The sequence below is a fragment of the Pseudomonas sp. S3E12 genome (genome assembly GCF_001702295.1).
GTDB lineage: Bacteria > Pseudomonadota > Gammaproteobacteria > Pseudomonadales > Pseudomonadaceae > Aquipseudomonas > Aquipseudomonas marginalis.
This window is the reverse complement of sequence record NZ_MBDT01000008.1, coordinates 238796-258911: the sequence shown is the minus strand read 5'-3', so window position 1 is coordinate 258911 and position 20116 is coordinate 238796. Positions and strand designations below refer to the sequence as shown.

Below are 20116 nucleotides of genomic sequence, written 5' to 3'. Positions count from 1 at the left end.
CATGTTCGAGAAATTGCAGCGGGCGTTCTGGAAAGCCCTGACCCCGGATTTGATTGCCGAGACGGTGGCGGTGCCGACACAGGGGCTGTTGTCGGCCGAGGTGCTGAGGGCGCTGGGCGGTACGAATAACCTCAAGTCGCAGCAGCGTGTGGCGCTGACGCGGGTGCGGGTGCAATTGCAGGATGCTGAGAAGTTTGATGCTGCGGCGTTAAAGGCCGCGGGGGTCTCTGGGGTGATGGTATTGACGGGTGGGGTGGTCCATTTGCTCATCGGGCTCGAAGCCAAGTAGGCGTACATCGCCTCCTGTAGGAGCGAGCTTGCTCGCGAGAAACGTCAACAATAACGCGTGCTTCCTGAATGAACGCGGTGCCTGTGAGTTTTTCGCGAGCAAGCTCGCTCCTACAAAAAGCCTTAACTGACTGGCATTAGGGCAAGCCACCTCTCACATTGGTTTTGTGGTGTTGGGAAGATCAGTTTTACAACTGCGGGGTGTCTTCCGGCGGCTTGGTTTTATCCACACCCGGCACATGCAGATTACCTTCCACCACCTGGTTACCCTCCAACTGCGGCTGGGTCACCCACGTCAGGATGTCGTAGTAGCGCCGGATGTTCGCCACGAAGTGCACCGGCTCGCCGCCCCGGGCGTAGCCGTAGCGGGTCTTGCTGTACCACTGCTTCTGCGACAGGCGCGGCAGCATCTTCTTCACGTCCAGCCACTTGTTCGGGTTCAGGCCTTCCTTCTTCGCCAGGATGCGCGCGTCGTCCAGATGGCCGGTGCCGACGTTATAAGCGGCGAGGGCGAACCAGGTGCGGTCGGGCTCGGCGATCTTGTCGTCCAGCTCGTCCTTGATCTTGGCCAGGTACTTGGCGCCGCCCATGATGCTTTGCCTGGCATCCAGGCGGTTGGACACGCCCATGGCCTGGGCGGTGTTCTGGGTCAGCATCATCAGGCCGCGCACGCCGGTCTTTGAGGTGACCGCCGGTTGCCACAGCGATTCCTGATAGCCGATGGCCGCAAGCAGGCGCCAATCGACTTTTTCTTCCTTGGCGTAGGCGCGAAAGTGTTTCTCGTATTTGGGCAGCCGCTGCTGCAAATGCTGGGCGAAGGTGTAGGCGCCGACATAGCCGAGTACATCGACGTGCCCGTAATAGCGGTCTTTAAGGCGTTGCAGGGTGCCGTTCTTTTCCACCTTGTCCAGGTAGCTGTTGATCTCGTTGAGCAGGCTGTTGTCGTCGCCGGCGGCCACGGCCCAGCTCTGGTTGCTGGCGTTGCCGAGGTCGAACGCCACCCGTACGTTGGGGAAGTACACCTGGTTCATCGCCACTTCGTTGGAGTCCACCAGGGTCAGGTCGATTTGCCCCTCGTCCACCATGCGCAGCAGGTCGACCACCTCGACGGCATCGGATTCTTCGTATTCGATGGCCGGGTTCTGCTTCTTAAGCGCGGCCAGTTGTTCGGCGTGGGTGCTGCCCTTGAGCACCATGATCTTCTTGCCCACCAGGTCCGCCGCGTTCGTCGGGCGTGACTGGCCGTTGCGGTAGATGATCTGCGGGGTGACTTCCAGGTAAGGGTGGGAGAACCGCACCTGTTGCTGGCGTTGCTCACTGCTGACCAGGCCGGCCGCGGCGAGCACCGGGCCGTTGGGTTTGCCCAACTGGCCGAACAGGTCGTCAAGGTTGTCGGCGGTCTCGATTTCCAACTTCACGCCCAGGTCATCGGCAAAACGCTTGACCAGTTCGTATTCGAAACCGGTTTCACCGTTGCGGTCCTGGAAGTAAGTCGCCGGGCTGTTTCGGGTAATCACCCGCAATACGCCATCCTCCTTGATTCGCTCGAGCGTGCTGGGTTTATCAACACAGGCGCTGAGCATCAGGAAGAGTCCGGTGACGATGAGCCATCTGGCGCATCGCGGGCGCAAAGCAGTTGGGGAGAACATCTGCGCAGTATACGCAAACGGCCCACGGCGCCATATCTCGACAGCGGCGGACTTGTCTGCTAGCGCCGCCAAAACTGTGCTGCAACCCGCAGAAACGTGGCTTGGCGCTCGATTGTGACGGTTAAAATAACTGCGCGGAATGCCTTGGATAACGCCCCGATAGCGTGCAAACCGTGCCAACTGACGTTCGGCAGCCGCCAGCGGTGCCGTTTCGGGTGCCGTTGGCGATGGTTTACGCTAGAATGCACGGCCTCAAAGCACACCCCTTCCCGAGGCTGTCCCGAAGATGTTGATCCTGCGCGGCGCTCCTGCCCTTTCTGCCTTTCGCCACAGCAAACTCCTTGAACAACTGAGCCAGAAGGTTCCAGCGGTTACAGGCCTGTATGCTGAATTTGCTCACTTCGCCGACGTTACCGGCGTCTTGACCGCCGACGAACAGCAAGTGCTCGCACGCCTTCTGAAGTACGGCCCAAGCGTTCCCGTTCAAGAGCCGACCGGCCGCTTGTTCCTGGTCCTGCCACGGTTCGGCACCATCTCGCCCTGGTCGAGCAAGGCCAGCGATATCGCCCGCAACTGCGGCCTGGAGAAGATCCAGCGCCTGGAGCGTGGTATCGCGTTCTACGTCGAAGGTGGGTTCAGCGACGCCGAGGCCGAGCTGATCGCCAGCAGCCTGCACGACCGCATGACCCAGATCATCGTCAGCCAGCTGGAACAGGCTGCCGGCCTGTTCAGCCACGCCGAGCCCAAGCCGCTGACCGCGATTGACGTGCTGGGCGGTGGCCGCGCTGCGCTGGAGAAGGCCAACACCGAGCTGGGCCTGGCCCTGGCCGAAGACGAGATCGACTACCTGGTCAACGCCTTCAACGGTCTCAAGCGCAACCCCCACGACATCGAACTGATGATGTTCGCCCAGGCCAACTCCGAGCACTGCCGTCACAAGATCTTCAACGCCAGTTGGGACATCGACGGCGAAAGTCAGGAAAAAAGCCTGTTCGGCATGATCAAGAACACCTACGTGATGCACAGCGAAGGCGTTCTGTCGGCGTATAAGGACAACGCCTCGGTGATCGTCGGCTCGGTTGCCGGCCGTTTCTTCCCGGACCCTGAAACCCGCCAGTACGGCGCGGTGCAGGAGCCGGTGCACATCCTGATGAAGGTCGAGACCCACAACCACCCGACCGCGATTGCCCCGTTCCCGGGCGCAGCCACCGGTTCCGGCGGTGAGATCCGCGACGAAGGTGCCACCGGCCGTGGCGCCAAGCCAAAGGCCGGCCTCACCGGCTTCACCGTGTCCAACCTGCAGATCCCGGGCTTCGAACAGCCATGGGAAGTGCCGTACGGCAAGCCTGAGCGCATCGTGACGGCGCTGGACATCATGATCGAAGGCCCGCTGGGCGGCGCCGCGTTCAACAACGAGTTCGGGCGTCCGGCGCTGACCGGTTATTTCCGTACCTTCGAACAGTCCATCACCACCCCCCGTGGCGATGAAGTGCGCGGCTACCACAAGCCAATCATGCTGGCTGGCGGCATGGGCAACATCCGTGAAGAACACGTCAAGAAAGGCGAGATCCTGGTCGGCTCCAAGCTGATCGTGCTCGGCGGCCCGGCAATGTTGATCGGCCTGGGCGGCGGCGCGGCTTCCTCCATGGCCACCGGCACCAGCTCGGCAGACCTCGACTTCGCCTCCGTACAGCGCGAAAACCCTGAGATGGAACGTCGCTGCCAGGAAGTCATCGACCGTTGCTGGCAGTTGGGTGACAAGAACCCCATCAGCTTTATCCACGACGTCGGCGCCGGCGGTTTGTCCAACGCCTTCCCGGAGCTGGTCAACGATGGCGACCGCGGTGGCCGCTTCGAACTGCGCAACATTCCAAACGACGAGCCGGGCATGGCTCCGCACGAAATCTGGAGCAACGAATCCCAGGAACGTTACGTACTGGCGGTCGGCCCTGAAGACTTCGCGCGCTTCCAGGCCATCTGCGAACGCGAGCGTTGCCCGTTTGCCGTGGTCGGCGAAGCCACTGCCGAGCCGCAACTGACGGTCACCGACAGCCACTTCGGCAACAGCCCGGTGGACATGCCGCTTGAAGTGCTGCTGGGCAAAGCCCCGCGCATGCACCGTTCGGCGGTTCGTGAAACCGAGCTGGGCGATGATTTCGACCCAAGCACGCTGGACCTGACTGACAGCATTGAACGCGTGCTGCACCACCCGGCCGTGGCGAGCAAAAGCTTCCTGATCACCATCGGCGACCGCACCATCACCGGCCTGGTGGCCCGTGACCAGATGGTCGGCCCATGGCAGGTGCCGGTGGCCGACGTTGCCGTCACCGCCACCAGCTTCGACGTCTACACCGGTGAAGCCATGGCCATGGGCGAGCGTACGCCGCTGGCCCTGCTGGACGCCCCGGCGTCGGGCCGCATGGCCATTGGTGAAACCCTCACCAACATCGCCGCGTCGCGCATCGGCAAGCTGTCCGACATCAAATTGTCGGCCAACTGGATGTCCGCTGCCGGTCACCCAGGTGAAGACGCGCGTCTATACGACACCGTGAAAGCGGTCGGCATGGAGCTGTGCCCGGAGCTGGGCATCACCATTCCGGTGGGCAAGGACTCCATGTCCATGGCCACCCGTTGGAACGATGAAGGCGTGGACAAGAGCGTCACCTCGCCGCTGTCGCTGATCGTCACCGGCTTCGCACCGGTCACCGACATCCGCCAGACCCTGACCCCGCAACTGCGCATGGACAAGGGCACCACCGACCTGATCCTGATCGACCTCGGCCGTGGCCAGAATCGCATGGGCGCCTCGATCCTCGCACAAACCCACGGCAAGCTCGGCAAGCACGCTCCGGACGTGGATGACGCCGAAGACCTGAAAGCCTTCTTCGCCGTGATCCAGGGCCTCAACGCCGACGGCCACCTGCTGGCTTACCACGACCGTTCCGACGGTGGTTTGCTGACCAGCGTGGTCGAGATGGCCTTCGCCGGTCACTGCGGCCTGAACATCGTGCTCGACAGCGTTGCCGAGGACGCCTCTGAAATCAACGGCATCCTCTTCAACGAAGAATTGGGTGCGGTGATCCAGGTTCGCCAGGACGCAACCCCGGACGTACTCGCACAGTTCAGCGCCGCTGGCCTGGACGACTGCGTCGCGGTGATCGGCCAGCCGATCAACAACGGCGAGATCAACATCTCGTTCAACGGCGACACCGTGTTTGCCGGCCAGCGCCGCTTGCTGCAACGCCAGTGGGCCGAGACCAGCTACCAGATCCAACGCCTGCGTGACAACGCCGACTGCGCCGAGCAGGAATTCGACGTAATCCTGGAAGAAGACAACCCAGGCCTGAGCACCAAGCTCAGCTTCGACGTCAACCAGGACATCGCCGCGCCGTACATCAAGAAAGGCATCCGCCCACAAGTTGCCGTGCTGCGTGAGCAGGGCGTCAACGGCCAGGTGGAAATGGCGGCCGCGTTCGACCGCGCCGGCTTCAATGCGATCGACGTGCACATGAGCGACATCCTCGCCGGTCGCGTTGACCTCAACGAGTTCAAAGGCCTGGTGGCCTGCGGCGGTTTCTCCTACGGCGACGTACTGGGTGCCGGTGAAGGCTGGGCCAAGTCGGCCCTGTTCAACAGCCGTGCCCGCGATGCGTTCCAGGGCTTCTTCGAACGCAACGACAGCTTCACCCTGGGTGTGTGCAACGGTTGCCAGATGATGTCCAACCTCCACGAGCTGATCCCGGGCAGCGAGTTCTGGCCGCACTTCGTGCGTAACCGTTCCGAGCAGTTCGAAGCCCGCGTCGCCATGGTGCAGGTGCAGGAATCCAACTCGATCTTCCTGCAAGGCATGGCCGGTTCGCGCATGCCGATCGCCATCGCCCACGGTGAAGGCCATGCCGAGTTCGAAAGCGAAGAGGCGTTGCTCGAGGCCGATCTGTCCGGCTGCGTGGCCATGCGTTTCGTCGACAACCACGGCAAGGTCACCGAAAGCTACCCGGCCAACCCGAACGGCTCGCCGCGCGGGATCACCGGCCTCACCAGCCGCGACGGTCGCGTGACCATCATGATGCCGCACCCGGAACGTGTGTTCCGCGCCGTGCAGAACTCCTGGCGTCCGGAAGAGTGGAACGAAGACGGTGCGTGGATGCGCATGTTCCGCAACGCCCGCGTGTGGGTGAACTAAGGCGGTGTACAAGCTTGCCTTCTTTGTGCCCGACAGCCATGTGGAGACGGTGAAAGCCGCCGTCTTCGCTGCGGGCGGCGGGCGCATCGGCGACTACGACCGCTGCGCCTGGCAAGTGCCGGGCCAGGGCCAGTTTCGCGCGTTGGACGGCAGCCAGCCGTTCATCGGGCAGGTTGGCCAGGTTGAAGTGGTTGAAGAATGGAAGGTCGAGCTGGTGGTGGCCGATGCGTTGATCAACGCGGTGGTCGCCGCGTTGAAGCTCAGCCACCCCTATGAGACACCGGCTTATGAAGTGTGGCCGTTGGCGGATTTCTGATCCGCCCGCTGTAGAAACAAGAAACCCGCTGGGCCAGTTTGGCCAGCGGGTTTTTTGTGGGTGGTCATGAACCCGGTGTCAAAGCCTCAATGGCTCAGGGCGCGGGGGTCAACCCGACTTCTGCCTTCAATGCACTGATCAACATGTTTTCGTAGCTGAACCGCTTGCCCTGCATCGGCTCCCAGCGGTCGACATAAAACAGGCCATTGTGGTCGACCTTGATCGGCGTCGACACGATTTCCCCGGTGCGCGAACGATGCAGCAGGATGTTCTGCGAGGGCGACGGGCGTTCGATCAGGAACAGGCCGGGCCGGTTCAGGCGTGTCCTGTCCACCGCTGCGAAGGGCGCCGGGGCTTTGGTGCCGGCAACTCCGGCGTCGAGGATCAAGTCGCTACGCAAGGCCCTGGTGTAAGGGCTGATGCCTTCGGAGACGGTCTCCCAGGCCCCCGCTCGAATGTTTTGCGCCAGCGCCGGGGCGGTGTCCCGCACATGCAGGCTGACGGCACCCTGGAGTTCCGCGAGGCCAGGCACGCTCAGGTGGGTGTTGGTGTGCGCGCTGCCCACGAAGGCCACCCACTTGTGGGGCCCGTGTGCGGCCTGGTCGGCGTCGATGACCTTGGAGGCGAAGTAACTGAACAGCTGGTTGCGTGAGACATCCGCGTCCCCCAACCCCTTGATGTGGTAACTGGCGGTGCAGTCCAGGGCGCGGATGCGCATGCCGTGTCTTGCCGCGATCTGGATCACTTCCGTGTAGGTATCGCTGCCTTTGTAGCCCGGCATATGGCCCCGATCCAGCTGGGAGAGGTAGCGCTTGAGGTTGTCCGGCAGCCGTTGGGTCTGCAGAAAAATATCCAACTCGTGCTGGTGCAAATCGGTCAGCAGATGCTCCACGTACAGCGTCTTGAACTCCAGTTCCTTGAGCTTTCCCATGTAATCGCGCAGCAAGCGTTTGCTCGATTGCGCGTTGTGCCCTTCACCGATCACCAGCCCCGAAAACTCGCTGTGACGGATTTTCTCCAGCAATGCCTCGGGGGTGTTCGGCAGGCCCAGGACGGATGGCTCGGGCCGGGCTGGCGGCACGTGGCTGGCCAGGTACGTGTCGGCATCCGCACTCAGGCGCGCGCGGGTATCCACAAACGCCCTGAAGGCTTCCTGATGCTCCGGATTCTGCGGGAAGTAGCGCGTGTCCAGGCCATGCCGTGTGCTGGTCTGTCGGACGATGCTCTCGCGGAGCGGGACGGCAATGTCGTACTCGCTGTAATGCGCTGCGGCCACAGGCGCAGCGCTGGGCGATGTTGCCGGTTCGGGGGCTTTGTACGGGGTGCGCATGGTCAATTGGTAATCGCCTCTGGCCAGCGCTTCACCCGCCAAGGGGGTGTCGATCCACACGCCCACGGGTTGGTCCGTACCCACATCCACCACGCGCAGCGCGACCGCGTCCTGCAGGTCCGCCAGGCCAGGCGTTTGCTCGAAAGTACGCAGCCGGGAATGATCCACCAGGGCTACCCAGCGTTCATCCTGCTCGTCGAGGGCATCGGTCTGAATCGCCTTGTGGGAGTAATAGTTTCTGATGCTGTTGCCGCGTGGCGTCGTCGGTGGGGTGTCGCCCATTTGCAGGGCGTCGTCCAGCAAGTACGAGGTTGAGGCATCCAGGGCCTTGATCTTCACGCCCTTTTCCTGAGCCTTGCGTACCAGGGCGACGTAGGAGTACTCGGCGTTCTCGGCCAAGCCAAAGGCTTTGTCGACGGTCTTCAGGTGCCGCTCGATGTGCTGCCAGGATTTTCCGCTGTTGAGCTTCTCCAGTTTTGGACGAAACACATCACCGGGCAGGTACTCGATATAAAGGTGTTTGAAACCCTTGCTGATCAACGCGTCCATGTGTGTGACCAGCAGCTGTTTACTGGCAATGGAGCCGGGCACCGCGCCAATGACCAGGTTCTTGTTACCGCTGAAGGCATCGCTGGCGATCAGTTGTGCAAACGACGTGCTGGCGTCCAGGGCCGGAAGCTCGGCGCGGGCCGGCAACGGGTCAAGGGTCTTGAAAAAGTCCTGGGCGTCGGTGGCCAGGCGTTCGGCCTGTTGCAGGTAAGCGGTACGAAGGGATTTGAGTTCAATGGCGGCGCTTCCCAGGATCACGTCTTGCGAGCCGAAATCCCACTCCGACCGCAGCAGTATCCCGGTGCGCACATCCGGGTCGAGCACCAGTTCCAGTTTGTTGGCGTACTTTGCCGGCATCTCATAAGGCTTGAGCGGCTCCGGTGTGTCGGGCAATTTTTCATACTTGGGTGCGCCACCGGTGACGCCGGTGCGGCGCCAGACGCCTTGTGTATCGGGCGCGGCCACGCGAGTCGTGGAGATCAGTTTGCCGGTAGGCGGATCGAGTCGGTACAGCAAATAACGTCCGATCGGGTCCGGGGTGTTTTTTGCCCAAAGCAACTCGCCGTCGAACAGCACCGCCTGCATGTCTGCCGGCGCAAGTACCGGGGGTTGCAGGGGATGCACCAGCTTCAGGGCCTCGCTGGTCGCGGTGGCGCTCTGGGCGGCCTCGCGCAGGGCCGGTCTTGCCAGCTGTTTAAGGGAAACCAATGCCGGACGCAGGTCGGTGAACGCCGCGCCGGCGCTGTTCAGCACATAACCGATCAGGTGTTCCACGGCGGCACTCGTGTCGCCTTGTTGATAGGCGTTCAGGGCCAGCATGCCGTCCTTGAACGCCAGCAGCATGCCCAGGCTCAGGCTGACGATGGGAAACGGTGCGGTAGCAATGGCGGTGACCCATTCCACGCAGGTCCAGAGGATGCCCGTGATCATCTGGGTGCGATTGGCCGTGGTGCCTTCAACGTCGTCGATCCTGCGCTGCAGCTTCATGTCGTACAGGGCCCGACGCAGATCCAGCAGGGGCGGCTGTGCACGGGTTGCGTCATAGCGTGCAGGGCTGGTGTCGGTTTTGTTCAGGTCCTCGGGCAACTGCGCCTTGGCGGTTTCCAGAAAGGTACGCACTTTAACCTGGGATTGGGCACCGACCCGTAGGGTGAAATAGGCGACCATGCCGGGCACCTTTTTCAGCAGGTAGTTGAACTGCCTGGCCTCGCGAAAGCTGATGCCATCCGGTGCGTTGGGGGTATAGAGCAGCGTCGGAAAATCAGCATGGCTGAAGAGGAAAGTGCCCATCACCCATTCGCCATTGATCATCAGGCGATGAATGGCGTAGGTGCCGCGTGTCTCGGTGGCCGTTTCCCCCATGCTGGCGATACTGCGCTCCAGCCAGGCCCAATCGACCCCGGCGATGTGGCCCTCGAGTCGGCATTCCAGGGCGGCGTTCTGCATCTGGCGCTGGGTGATACTCAGCGTTGCATTGCGCCGCAGGTCATAGTCCGCACTGCCGACATTCAGCAATCGGCTCCGCACCTCGCTGATATAGCGCGCGCCGACCCAGGTGCCGGTGACCGAGCGGGCGACTTTCTCGGCGGTCAACGCGCTCAGGTCAATCCCCTTGGGGCCTTTGAACTGGGCGGCGCGGGAGAACTTCTCGTCGAGGAACCCCACACCGTCGGCATAACCGTCGCGGTACAGCTGGGTGTAGGTCAGGGGCGGCGGGGTCAATGAACCGAGCAGCGCCGGCGGTGAAAATACCCAGATGGTGTCGGGGTCGACATCGTTCTGAGGACGTCCCAGCAGCAGGTTCAGGCGTTTTTTTGCCTGGTCATGCAGGTAGTCAGCGAAGCTGGGAAACTGCGCGTCAGACAGCGGAAAATCCTCGTAGGTGAGCAACGCGCCTTCACTGTCCTCGGCCAGTTTCAACAGCTTGCGGCGGTTGTCGGCGTGGGTGGAGCGGTACCAGTTTGGGGTGCTGAATTCGTAGTCGTCGACGCGGGTCGCCAGCACATGGGCGGACATCGCCTTGAGGCAGTCGGCGTGGCTGCCGACGTTGCCAAAGCTGATCGCTGTGTACTCGCGGTCTTGAAACTTGAAGCTCAAGCCGCTCAGCACCCGCTTCATCGCTGCGCGAAAACGCAGGGCGACCCGCTTGATCAGGTAGTCGGTCAGGCTGCCAGGCGGGTGTTTTGCACCGTTGTCCAGGCTCCAGCTGAGGATGTGCTGTTGGCACGCAAGCTCAGTGTCGAAGGCCTGGAATTGCTGCTCCCGTGGTGCTTCGGGCGTGCACAGCAGCAGGCGGGTGACCGTGCCGCTGGCGTCGGTTTGGCGCACTACCCATATATCCTGCAACTGGGCCTCGTGCAGCGACAGGGTGGCGGCGCTCAGGCGCGTGTCGGTGCCCTGGCGCAGATTCTGCACCAACTGAAAGTCCTCTTCACTGAGATGACCCTGGAGCATGGCGGTATAGGCCAGTGCGTTGATCCGCTGGTCGAGCATCTGTTCGATCGCGCGGCTGAGCGCAGGCTTGGCATGCATCTGCTGTTGCAGCTCACCGAACTCGATACGCGGCTGCAGGGTGGTCAATACCTGTGCCAGCCAGGCGGCGGTCAGGTCCTGATAGGCCGGCGGCAGCGGTGCCTCGTGGTAGGTCAGCGTGGTTTTGTTCAGGAAGTCCGAACCCGGCTCGGCATCACCGGCTTGCAGCCCGCGCAGGGCCAGGTCAACCAGGTTGCGGTCGTGTTCGTATTCACCGATGGGATCGACGTAGCGCCGGGTGTTGACCAGCAGGTGTTCCGGCGCCAGGTCGTGGATGTCCAGCTCATCGCTCAAGCGTTCGAGCAGTCGATAGCGGGCCAGGGCCTCAGGGGTAGCGACCGGGCCCAGCACGTCGAGCAGATCCTGGCGGGCGGTGTTATAGCTCGCCAGGTGAGCGGCGAGCGCGGCCCGGCGGGGTTCGCTGGCGCTGCGATACCAGTCCGGTGCGCTGTGGCGCAGGTGGCGCTCCAGCAGGCGTCGGCTGCGCCACTGCAGGCGTGCTTCTAAGTCCGGCAAGGCCGCCGCGATGGCCTGGTCCAGGGCGTCGATCAGCACAGCGGCCTTGTGGGCCGGATTGTCTACCAGGCTCAAGGCACGCTCGATGTCCTCGGTGCGCTTGTCGAGCAGGGCGTTGTAGGTGTGTTCGAACAGCGGTTTGTCGGTGATCGGCGTCAGTTGCAGCGGCCAGATGGCACCGGGCGTCACATCGCGATAACGCACGGGCAACAGTGCCATGAAGTCGCGTCGCTGCCCGGCATCCTCCAGGCCCTGGAGCACGTGCGTATTGAGTTGCGTCAGCGAGCCGAATGCCTCGATCCCGCGCGAAGGCGTGAACAGCATCACTTCCCCTACCGGCACAGCGCTCAGGTCGGTGACCACGGGGCTGGACGTTTCGGTCAGCACAAAGGCGCCGGCCAGCTCCACCGTCCGCTCCTGGTAACGAAAGCTCAGCGCATACAGGCCTGGGCGCAACGTGGCGCCCAGCGGTACACGCGCAAGCATGGCCTGTTGCTGCGGATGCAGCAGTCTGTCCTGGGCACTGACCGCCGTTTCATTGGCCAGGGCGGTGTAGCCGGCTTCAAAAGTCATGAAGGATTTGCGCGGCTTGCCGTCGATTTGCTCGTTGCGATCGAGTGCCAGCAGATAGGTATTCAAGCTGGACTTGAGTGCTTCGACCCGGGCGAGCAGATCACCCGCGGTGATGTCCTGATAGAGCGCGCGGCTCTTGGCCAGGAACTGCTGGCGGTACCGCGTCAGGATGCCGTTGGTTTTTTCCAGGTAGGCCAGTTCGGCAGACGGTGTGTGTTCGGGCACTAGCGGCTTTTCGATCTGGAGCAGGTGGTGCCCGATCTGATTGAGGTGGCCTTTGATACCTTCAAAGGTCTGGGATGTTGTGCTCACGGGTACGCTCTCCATGCGGGGATAAGAACCTTGAGCATGCGCAGGCGGGCCATTGGCAGAGAGGTAGATAAGTAGGTTTTTTGATTTGTGGGAATGAATCTACCCGACGACAACCTGTATGTTTCCTACAACCCTTTCAGGTTGTCCCTAGGAACCCGCCTCAATAACCTTCGCCGGTCGCTGACAATTCAGTGATCGGGGCGATTGATATGTAGGTTGGTAACAAAGAGCCACCTATATCCATTCTGACCAATATTTTGCACGATTATCTGGACACTGAAGTTGACGAAGCCTTTTGATGGTCCAGTCCTCTCTTGCGCCTTGGGGACTCTGGTCAAAGAACCTTTGAGTCAGGCTGATGACACTGCTCTTGTCAGTGCAGCGAAAGCGGTTTGGTACTCGGAAGCGAACCTTGTGGGCGAGGTGAAAGCTTTTCTGGAGGAACACTCCAGTGAGGTGGAACTTCGTCGCGCAGGCTACTTGCTTGAGCGATTCACGCGTTTTTCGTGTGCGACAGACAGTCGGGTAATGGAAGCGTTGAAAGCGCTTGAGTTGTTTTCTGCTTCCAGACAAAACGTGAAACCACAAGGTACTGTTGCGCTTCGCCGTCGTCGTGATGAGCTGGCAGTGTCTTGGGGGTTGAGTGAAGGGCTGGGTTTGAAGGCCCAGGCGTTGATACCTTTTCAGACCCGCCATTACGAGGCGCAACAACGTGCAGCAGCATCTACCTAAGCGTTGGTCGCGATCAAAGGACCCGGCTTAGGCCGGTTTTTTATTGTCTTCGATATCTTCAGCTCTCGGAGATTTCCCACAATCTGTTCAGGTTGTCCCTCGGAACGCCCCTCACTAACCTTCGCCAGTCGCTGCTTATTCAGCGACCGGGACTGCAAGCCCGCCGAAACCTCACCAGTTAGTCACAAGCGCCTTTATAATTGCGGCGCTTTTTCATGGTCATCCAATGGTGGCTGTGTGCGGGAGACCTTCGGGTCTACCGAGATTTACTGGTGATTCTCGGTCTTGCAGGCCTGCACACAGCTGCCACCCATCAACTGCAAGTGATGCTGGTAGCTCTTACTTCACACCAGAGGTTTACCATGATCAAAGACAGTCCAAATCCCCCATCCGCCTCTCAACCCACCGACCAACTCTTCACCGTACGTCCCCATCTGAACAGCGAAACCTTGCTTGCCAATGCATCCCAGGACCTGGCGTCCGTGCAGGCGCTGGCGGCCCATCTGGCGTTTGACATCGACGGCTCGCAGCGTGATGCGGTGCTGGGGATTCATCGGATGGTGGAGGGGATCCAGTTGATGGTGGATCGAGTGCTGGATTTATCCGAGGTGCCTGCGCAGCAGTAATTCGGCGCCGATGAGGCCCATTCGCGAGCAAGCCCGCACACATTTTGATCGGTGCCCGACTTGGCAATACGATCAAATGTGGGAGCGGGCTTGCTCGCGATTGGCCAGTACGGTCACCGCAGCTCTATACCCCGGCGCCTACCTCACGACCACCAACCAGGCGCTCCAATGCTTCTCCCAACCCCGACGCCTGGTCACCCATCAACAGGTGCCAGACCCCGCTATCCAACTGGCGCACACCCTGGCAACCCAACGCCGTCAGTTGAGCTTCGGACACCACCGAATCATCGCCCAACTCCACCCTCAGCCGGGTCATCGCCACCGCTTCCAGCTGGCGCACATTGCCTCGACCGCCCAGTGCGGCCAGCCATTGTTCGGCCTCCTGCACATTCACCTCAGCCGGCTTATCCACAGGCGCAGCCGTTACGGGAGCGGAGGCCACAAACCCTGGCATCGCCAACCGAATCTCATCAGCAATGCTGTCCGCCAACGGCCCGACCACCACCTGCAAACTTCCCCCATTGCCAGGCCGCACCACGGCCATGGCGCCCAGGGCTTTCAACTCGGCATCCACGGCTTTGTTGCGGTCGACCATGTCCAACCGCAGGCGCGTGGTGCAGGCGCCCACACTGAGCAAATTGGCCGCACCGCCCAAGGCCCGGATATAAGCCGTGGCGCGTTGGTTATCAGTCATCGCTTCAGCCTGCGCCACCTGGATATCCTCACGACCCGGGGTTTTCAGGTTGAAGCGGCGGATGCAGTAGCTGAACACGCTGTAGTAGATCGCCGCGTATGCCAGGCCCACCGGGATCACCAGCCAGCCATTGGTGGATTTGCCCCAGCCCAGCACCATGTCGATAAACCCACCGGAGAAGGTAAAGCCCAGGTGGATGTTCAGCATATTGGTCACCGCCATCGACAGGCCGGTGAGCAGTGCATGGATCAGGTACAGGAACGGCGCGAGGAACATGAAGGCGAATTCAATCGGCTCGGTCACCCCGGTGAGGAACGACGTCAAGGCCATGGACAGGAAGATCCCGCCCATCACCTTGCGCCGCTCCGGCAGGGCGTTGCGGTACATCGCCAGGCAGGCGGCGGGCAGGCCGAACAGCATTACCGGGAACATGCCGGTCATGAACTGGCCACCTTTGGGGTCGCCGGCAAAATAGCGGGTCAGGTCGCCGGTCACCACTGCACCCGTCACCGGGTCGGTGAAGGTACCGAACACAAACCACGCCATATTGTTGAGGATATGGTGCAAACCGGTGACGATCAGCAGGCGGTTGAACACGCCAAATACGAACGCGCCGAAGCTGCCGCTCTCCATCAGCAATACGCCGAAGCTGTTGATACCGTGCTGGATCGGCGGCCAGATCAGGCCAAAGATCACTCCCAATGCAACGGCCGAGAACCCGGTGACAATCGGCACAAACCGCCGCCCGCCGAAGAACGCCAGGTATTCCGGCAGCTTGATGTCCTTGAAGCGGTTATACAGCGCACCGGCCATCAGGCCGCTGGCGATACCGGCGAGCATGCCCATGTTGATGCTGCTGTCCATCACCTTGAGGGTGGAGATCATCACCAGGTAACCAATCGCCCCGGCCAGTCCCGCCGTGCCGTTATTGTCACGGGCAAAGCCCACGGCGATGCCGATGGCGAAGATCAGTGCCAGGTTGGCGAAAATCGCCTGCCCGGCGTCGTGCATCACCGCGATGTTCAACAGGTCGGTGTCACCCAATCGCAGCAGCAGGCCGGCAATCGGCAGGATGGCGATGGGCAGCATCAGCGCGCGGCCCAGGCGTTGCAGGCCTTCGATGAATAATTGGTGCATGGCGGGTCTCCTTTTTCTTGTTGTTGTCAGCTCAGCGGCCAGTGGTGTTGACAGGCTTGGCGAACCGCCTTGGCGCTGCTCAGGTCAAGCAGGCCAAGGCTCAGTTGCCGGCATTGCGCCGCGTCCAGGTGGCGGACGCGATCCTTGATTTCTGCGATTTGCGGCGGGCTGACGGACAGTTCGCTGACCCCCAGGCCGACCAGCACCGGCGTGGCCAGTGGGTCGGACGCCAGGGCGCCGCACACGCCGACCCAACGTTTGTGTTTCGCCGCACCGGCGCAGGTCTGGGCGATCAGCCGCAACAGCGCCGGGTGCAGCGCATCGACACGCGCGGCGAGGCCGGCATGGTCGCGGTCCATGGCCAGGGTGTACTGGGACAGGTCATTGGTGCCGATGGACAGGAAGTCCGCGTGCTCGGCCAATTGTTCGGCCATCAGCGCCGCAGCGGGCACTTCGACCATCACCCCCAGCTCGGGGCGTTGGCTCAGTTCCAGCTCTGCACACAACTCATCCAGGCGCTGGCGAATCTGCAGCAGTTCGTCGACTTCGCTGACCATCGGCAGCAGGATGCGGCAGCGTTGCAAGGGGCTGACTTGCAGGAGGGCGCGCAATTGCTGATCGAGCAGTTCAGGGCGCACCTGGGCCATGCGAATACCGCGCAGGCCCAGCACCGGGTTGGCTTCGACGGGCAGCGGCAGGTAGTCGAGCTGCTTGTCGCCACCGACGTCGATGGTGCGGATGATCACCGACTTGTCGCCCATGGCGTCCAGCACGGCTTGATAAGCGTGGCATTGTTCCTGTTCATCCGGCGCGGTGCGGCGGTCGACGAAGAGGAACTCGGTGCGCAGCAGGCCGACGCCATCAGCGCCGTTTTCAAAGGCCACCTGGGCCTCGGCGCTGGAGGCGACATTGGCGGCCACTTCGATGTTCACGCCATCGCGGGTTTGCGCCGGTTGTTGGGCCTGGGCCTGTTGCTGCCGACGACGCAGTGTCTGCGCGTCGCGGATCCGGTGGACTTCGGCATGACGCGCCGCGCTGGGGGCCAGTTCCAGGCGGCCGTTGCCGGCGTCGAGTACCACGCGCTGGCCGTGCGGCACATCGAGTACCTCAGCGCCCAACGCGACGACACACGGCAAGCCTTTGCCCCGCGCCAGGATGGCGACGTGGGACGTGGCGCCACCTTCGGCCATGCAGATCCCGGCAGCCTTTTGCGCACTCAGGTGCAGCAAATCCGAAGGGGTCAGTTCATGGGCACTGACAATCGCCCCGGCAGGCAAGTCGAAATGCCAGGCTTCACCCAACAATGCGCGCAGGACCCGTTGCTGCAGGTCGCGCAGGTCGTTGGCGCGTTCGGCGAACAGCGGCTTGCCCAGGGCCAGCAATACCGCGCACTGCGCCTGGATCGCGTCACGCCAGGCGTGGGTGGCGGCGCCGCCGTGTTCGATGGCGTGGGTGGCGGCGTCCAGCAGGGCGGGGTCTTCAAGCAGGGCCAGGTGGGCGGCGAAAATCTCTTCTTCTTCGACGGCCTTGCGTTGGCGCGCCTGGTCCAGGGTGCTGCGGATTTCACCGCGCACCTGCTCCAGGGCTGCGTCCAGGCGTTGCAGTTGTTCGTCAGTGACGTGATGGCCGGGGTCTGACGGCAACTTGATACCGGCCAGCCGAAACAACGGCCCGCAGACCAGGCCCGGTGCCGCGCACACGCCCTGCAACACATCAACTTCCGTGGTTGTCCGGCGTGGCATGGCGACGACCGGTGCGTGGGGTTCAGCCTTGACGGCGGCGGACAAGGCCGCGACCAGCGCCTGCAGCGCGGCCTCGGCGTCCTTGCCGCGACAGCTCACGCGCACCTCGTCGCCTTCGCCAATGCCCAGCCCCATCAGGCCGATCAGGCTGTCGCAGGCGGCCGACCTGGCGCCGAAGTGCACCAGCGCCTGGCTGCTGAAACCCTGGGCGGTCTTGCGAATCAACGCCGCCGGCCGTGCGTGCAGGCCGCCACGGTGAGTCACGCGCACGCTGGCGCTGGCTTCGGCGACGGCGTTATCCACCGCCGTTTGCTGCGCTGCGTTCGCACGCGGCACAACCTGCACCAGGGGGGCGCCCAGCCTGACGGTTTTCGCGGCCAGCGGGCGCAGTTCAAAGTGTTCGCCATTGGTGAGGATGATCAGGCTGACCAGGCTTTTGCACTGGCGGGCGATACGGTCCAGGTCAAAGCGCACCAGCGCCTGGCCGTTGCTGACCCGTGCGCCTTCCTTGACCAGCAGGGCAAACCCTTCGCCGTTCAATTCGACCGTGTCGATGCCGATGTGCAGCAACACTTCGGCGCCGTTGTCGGCGCGTATCGTCAAGGCGTGGCCGGTGCGGGCGACATGGATGACCACACCATCGCACGGCGCATGCAGGCAATCGTTGAGCGGGTCGATAGCCATGCCGTCGCCCAGGGCGCCGCTGGCGAACACGTCGTCAGGCACATTGCCCAGGGCCAGTAACGGCCCGCTGAGGGGGGCGTTGAGGGTCAGTTCATTATTGTTGTTGGGCATGGGCACGGTACTCATCAGGAAAGCGCGACTCAGTGAGTGCGGGTAACTTTGCTCAGGTGGCGCGGCTGGTCCGGGTCCAGGCCTCGGGCGACGGACAGGCCGGCCGCCATGACATAGAAACTCTGGATCGCCAGGATCGGGTCCAGGCTCGGGTGCTCGGCGCGGCTCAGGGTCAAGTCGCGTTCGGCGATATCGTCCGGTGCTGCGAGCAGCACGCGGGCACCGCGTTGGCGCATATCGGCGGCCAGGCTCAACAAGCCGGCTTGCTCGGCACCCCGTGGTGCGAAGACCAGCAGCGGGTAGTCCGCGCCGATCAAGGCCATCGGCCCGTGGCGTACCTCGGCGCTGCTGAAGGCTTCGGCCTGGATCGCCGAGGTTTCCTTGAGCTTGAGCGCCGCTTCCTGGGCGATGGCAAAACCGGCGCCACGGCCGATCACCATCAGTTGCTGGCAACCGCGCAGCGCCTCGATGGCGGGCGTCCAGTCCTGCCCGGCGGCTTCGCGCAGGCCTTCGGGCAGGGCCTGGCAGGCCTGCAGCAAGTCGGGCTCCTGGTTCCAGTGGCCGATCAACAGCGCGCTGGCGCTGAGGGTGGCAATAAAGCTCTTGGTCGCGGCCACGCTGAGTTCCGGCCCGGCGCACAGAGGCACATGGAATTCGCAGGCGGCTTCCAGAGGCGAGTCTTCGGCGTTGACCAGCGAGATGCTCAAGGCGCCACGCTTGCGCAGCAGGCGCAGGCTGTTGACCAGGTCCGGGCTTTGCCCCGACTGGGAGAAACCGAACGCCACCTGACCGCTGACTTTCATGGGTGCTTGCAATAAGGTCACCACCGACATCGGCAACGACGCCACCGGGATGCCAACATGCTGCATGGCCAGGTAGGCGAAGTAGCTGGCGGCGTGGTCCGAGCTGCCCCGCGCAATGGTCATCGCCACTTGCGGCGGCTGGCGGCGCAGGCGGCCGGCGACTTCTTCCAGCAGCGGGCCCAGGCGTTGCAGTTGCGCCGCGACGGCGTCACCGGAGGCCAAGGCCTCTTCAAGCATTTTTGAAGACAATGGTTTCTCCTTCGACCATGACGTCGGTGAGGTGCAGGGAGCGGTCCAGGCGCACGCAGTCGGCAAAGCTGCCGGGTTGCAGGCGACCGCGTTGTTCCAGGCCCAGGTAGTCCGCCGGAAATTGCGACAAGCGTTGTGAGGCTTCGCTGATGGGCAGGCCGATCTTCACCAGGTTGCGCAGCGCCTGATCCATGGTCAGGGTGCTGCCGGCCAGGGTGCCGTCGGCCAGACGCACGCCGCCCAGGCATTTAGTCACGGTGTGGCTGCCCAGCTTGTACTCGCCATCGGGCATGCCGGCGGCGGCGGTGGAGTCGGTGACGCAGTACAGGCACGGGATCGCGCGCAGGGCCACGCGCATGGCGCCGGGGTGCACGTGGAGCAGGTCCGGGATCAGTTCGGCGTACTTGGCGTGGGCCAGTGCCGCGCCGACGATGCCCGGTTCGCGGTGATGCAACGGGCTCATGGCGTTGTACAAATGGGTAAAACTGGTGGCGCCGGCGGCGAGGGCGGCGACGCCTTCTTCATAGCTGCCCAGGGTGTGGCCGATCTGCATGCGCACGCCGCGCTCGCTGAGGGCGCGGATCAGGGCGTCGTGGCCGGCGATTTCCGGGGCGATGGTGATCACCCGGATCGGCGCCAGGCGCAGGTAGGCTTCGACTTCGGCCATCAAGGCGGTGTGGGCGAAGTTGGGCTGCGCGCCGAGTTTTCCCGGGTTGATGTAGGGGCCTTCCAGGTGCACGCCGAGTACCCGGGCGCTGCCCGTAGGACGCTGCTCGCAGAAGCGGCCGAGTTGGCCGAGCACGCTGGAGATTTCATCCACCGGCGCGGTCATGGTGGTAGCCAACAGCGACGTCGTACCAAAACGCACATGGGTGCGGGTGATGGTCTCGAAGGCGTCGGCACCTTCCATGATGTCTTTACCGCCGCCGCCGTGGACGTGCAGGTCGATAAAACCCGGTAGCAGGTAGGGCAAGTTGTTTTGCGCCGGGTCGCAAGGCTCGCCTTCAATGGCGATGACCTTGCCGTGCTGGTGCACCAGGCGGCCACGCATCCAGCCGTGGGGCGTGAGGATATTGTCTTCGGACATGGG

At 62.9% G+C, this 20116-nt stretch carries 11 protein-coding genes; 5 read left to right on the top strand and 6 right to left on the bottom strand.

Annotated elements, in window-relative coordinates:
• The first annotated feature begins 1 nt into the window (after nt 1).
• Entirely contained in the window at nt 2–289 is a 288-nt protein-coding gene (locus BB029_RS11350) for a PTS transporter subunit EIIB (RefSeq protein ID WP_065939235.1), read from the top strand.
• A gap of 187 nt (nt 290–476) precedes the next feature.
• Here BB029_RS11350 and mltF read toward each other — a convergent pair whose 3' ends face one another.
• The gene (gene mltF, locus BB029_RS11345) at nt 477–1937 is read right to left on the bottom strand and encodes a membrane-bound lytic murein transglycosylase MltF (protein WP_027605438.1); all 1461 of its coding nucleotides are present in this window, start codon (nt 1935–1937) and stop codon (nt 477–479) included.
• Nucleotides 1938–2223: 286 nt separating this feature from the next.
• On the opposite strand from mltF, the gene purL reads away from it, so the two are divergent.
• Both purL and BB029_RS11335 read left to right on the top strand, forming a co-directional pair.
• Nucleotides 2224–6120 (top strand): phosphoribosylformylglycinamidine synthase, encoded by a 3897-nt coding sequence (gene purL / locus BB029_RS11340; RefSeq protein ID WP_065939234.1) that lies wholly within the window; start codon nt 2224–2226, stop codon nt 6118–6120.
• Between the two features lie 4 nt (nt 6121–6124).
• The gene (locus BB029_RS11335; protein ID WP_065939233.1) at nt 6125–6436 is read left to right on the top strand and encodes an NGG1p interacting factor NIF3; all 312 of its coding nucleotides are present in this window, start codon (nt 6125–6127) and stop codon (nt 6434–6436) included.
• A 94-nt stretch (nt 6437–6530) separates the two neighbouring features.
• Here the strand turns inward: BB029_RS11335 and BB029_RS11330 are convergent, their stop codons facing one another.
• Nucleotides 6531–12248: a membrane-targeted effector domain-containing toxin gene (locus BB029_RS11330; protein ID WP_065939232.1), complete on the bottom strand. Its 5718-nt coding sequence runs from the start codon at nt 12246–12248 to the stop codon at nt 6531–6533.
• A 282-nt stretch (nt 12249–12530) separates the two neighbouring features.
• On the opposite strand from BB029_RS11330, the gene BB029_RS11325 reads away from it, so the two are divergent.
• Together BB029_RS11325 and BB029_RS11320 are read left to right on the top strand one after the other, a co-directional pair.
• Nucleotides 12531–12980, top strand: a complete 450-nt coding sequence (locus tag BB029_RS11325) for a hypothetical protein (protein ID WP_065939231.1) — start codon at nt 12531–12533, stop codon at nt 12978–12980.
• Between the two features lie 362 nt (nt 12981–13342).
• Nucleotides 13343–13606, top strand: a complete 264-nt coding sequence (locus BB029_RS11320) for a DUF6124 family protein (RefSeq protein ID WP_065939230.1) — start codon at nt 13343–13345, stop codon at nt 13604–13606.
• A gap of 124 nt (nt 13607–13730) precedes the next feature.
• Here the strand turns inward: BB029_RS11320 and nagE are convergent, their stop codons facing one another.
• Genes nagE through nagA form a run of 4 tightly spaced genes read right to left on the bottom strand, consistent with a single transcriptional unit; the run spans nt 13731 to nt 20113 of the window.
• Nucleotides 13731–15437: an N-acetylglucosamine-specific PTS transporter subunit IIBC gene (nagE, locus tag BB029_RS11315; protein WP_065939229.1), complete on the bottom strand. Its 1707-nt coding sequence runs from the start codon at nt 15435–15437 to the stop codon at nt 13731–13733.
• 26 nt (nt 15438–15463) lie between these two features.
• Nucleotides 15464–17974, bottom strand: coding sequence for a phosphoenolpyruvate--protein phosphotransferase (gene ptsP, locus BB029_RS11310; RefSeq protein ID WP_065939228.1), 2511 nt, complete (start codon nt 17972–17974; stop codon nt 15464–15466).
• A 29-nt stretch (nt 17975–18003) separates the two neighbouring features.
• Complete coding sequence (locus BB029_RS11305) at nt 18004–19014, bottom strand: SIS domain-containing protein (protein ID WP_065939227.1); 1011 nt, start codon at nt 19012–19014, stop codon at nt 18004–18006.
• Nucleotides 19007–20113: an N-acetylglucosamine-6-phosphate deacetylase gene (nagA, locus tag BB029_RS11300; protein ID WP_065939226.1), complete on the bottom strand. Its 1107-nt coding sequence runs from the start codon at nt 20111–20113 to the stop codon at nt 19007–19009. The genes BB029_RS11305 and nagA overlap by 8 nt, the downstream gene beginning before the upstream one ends.
• Nucleotides 20114–20116: the final 3 nt, after the last annotated feature.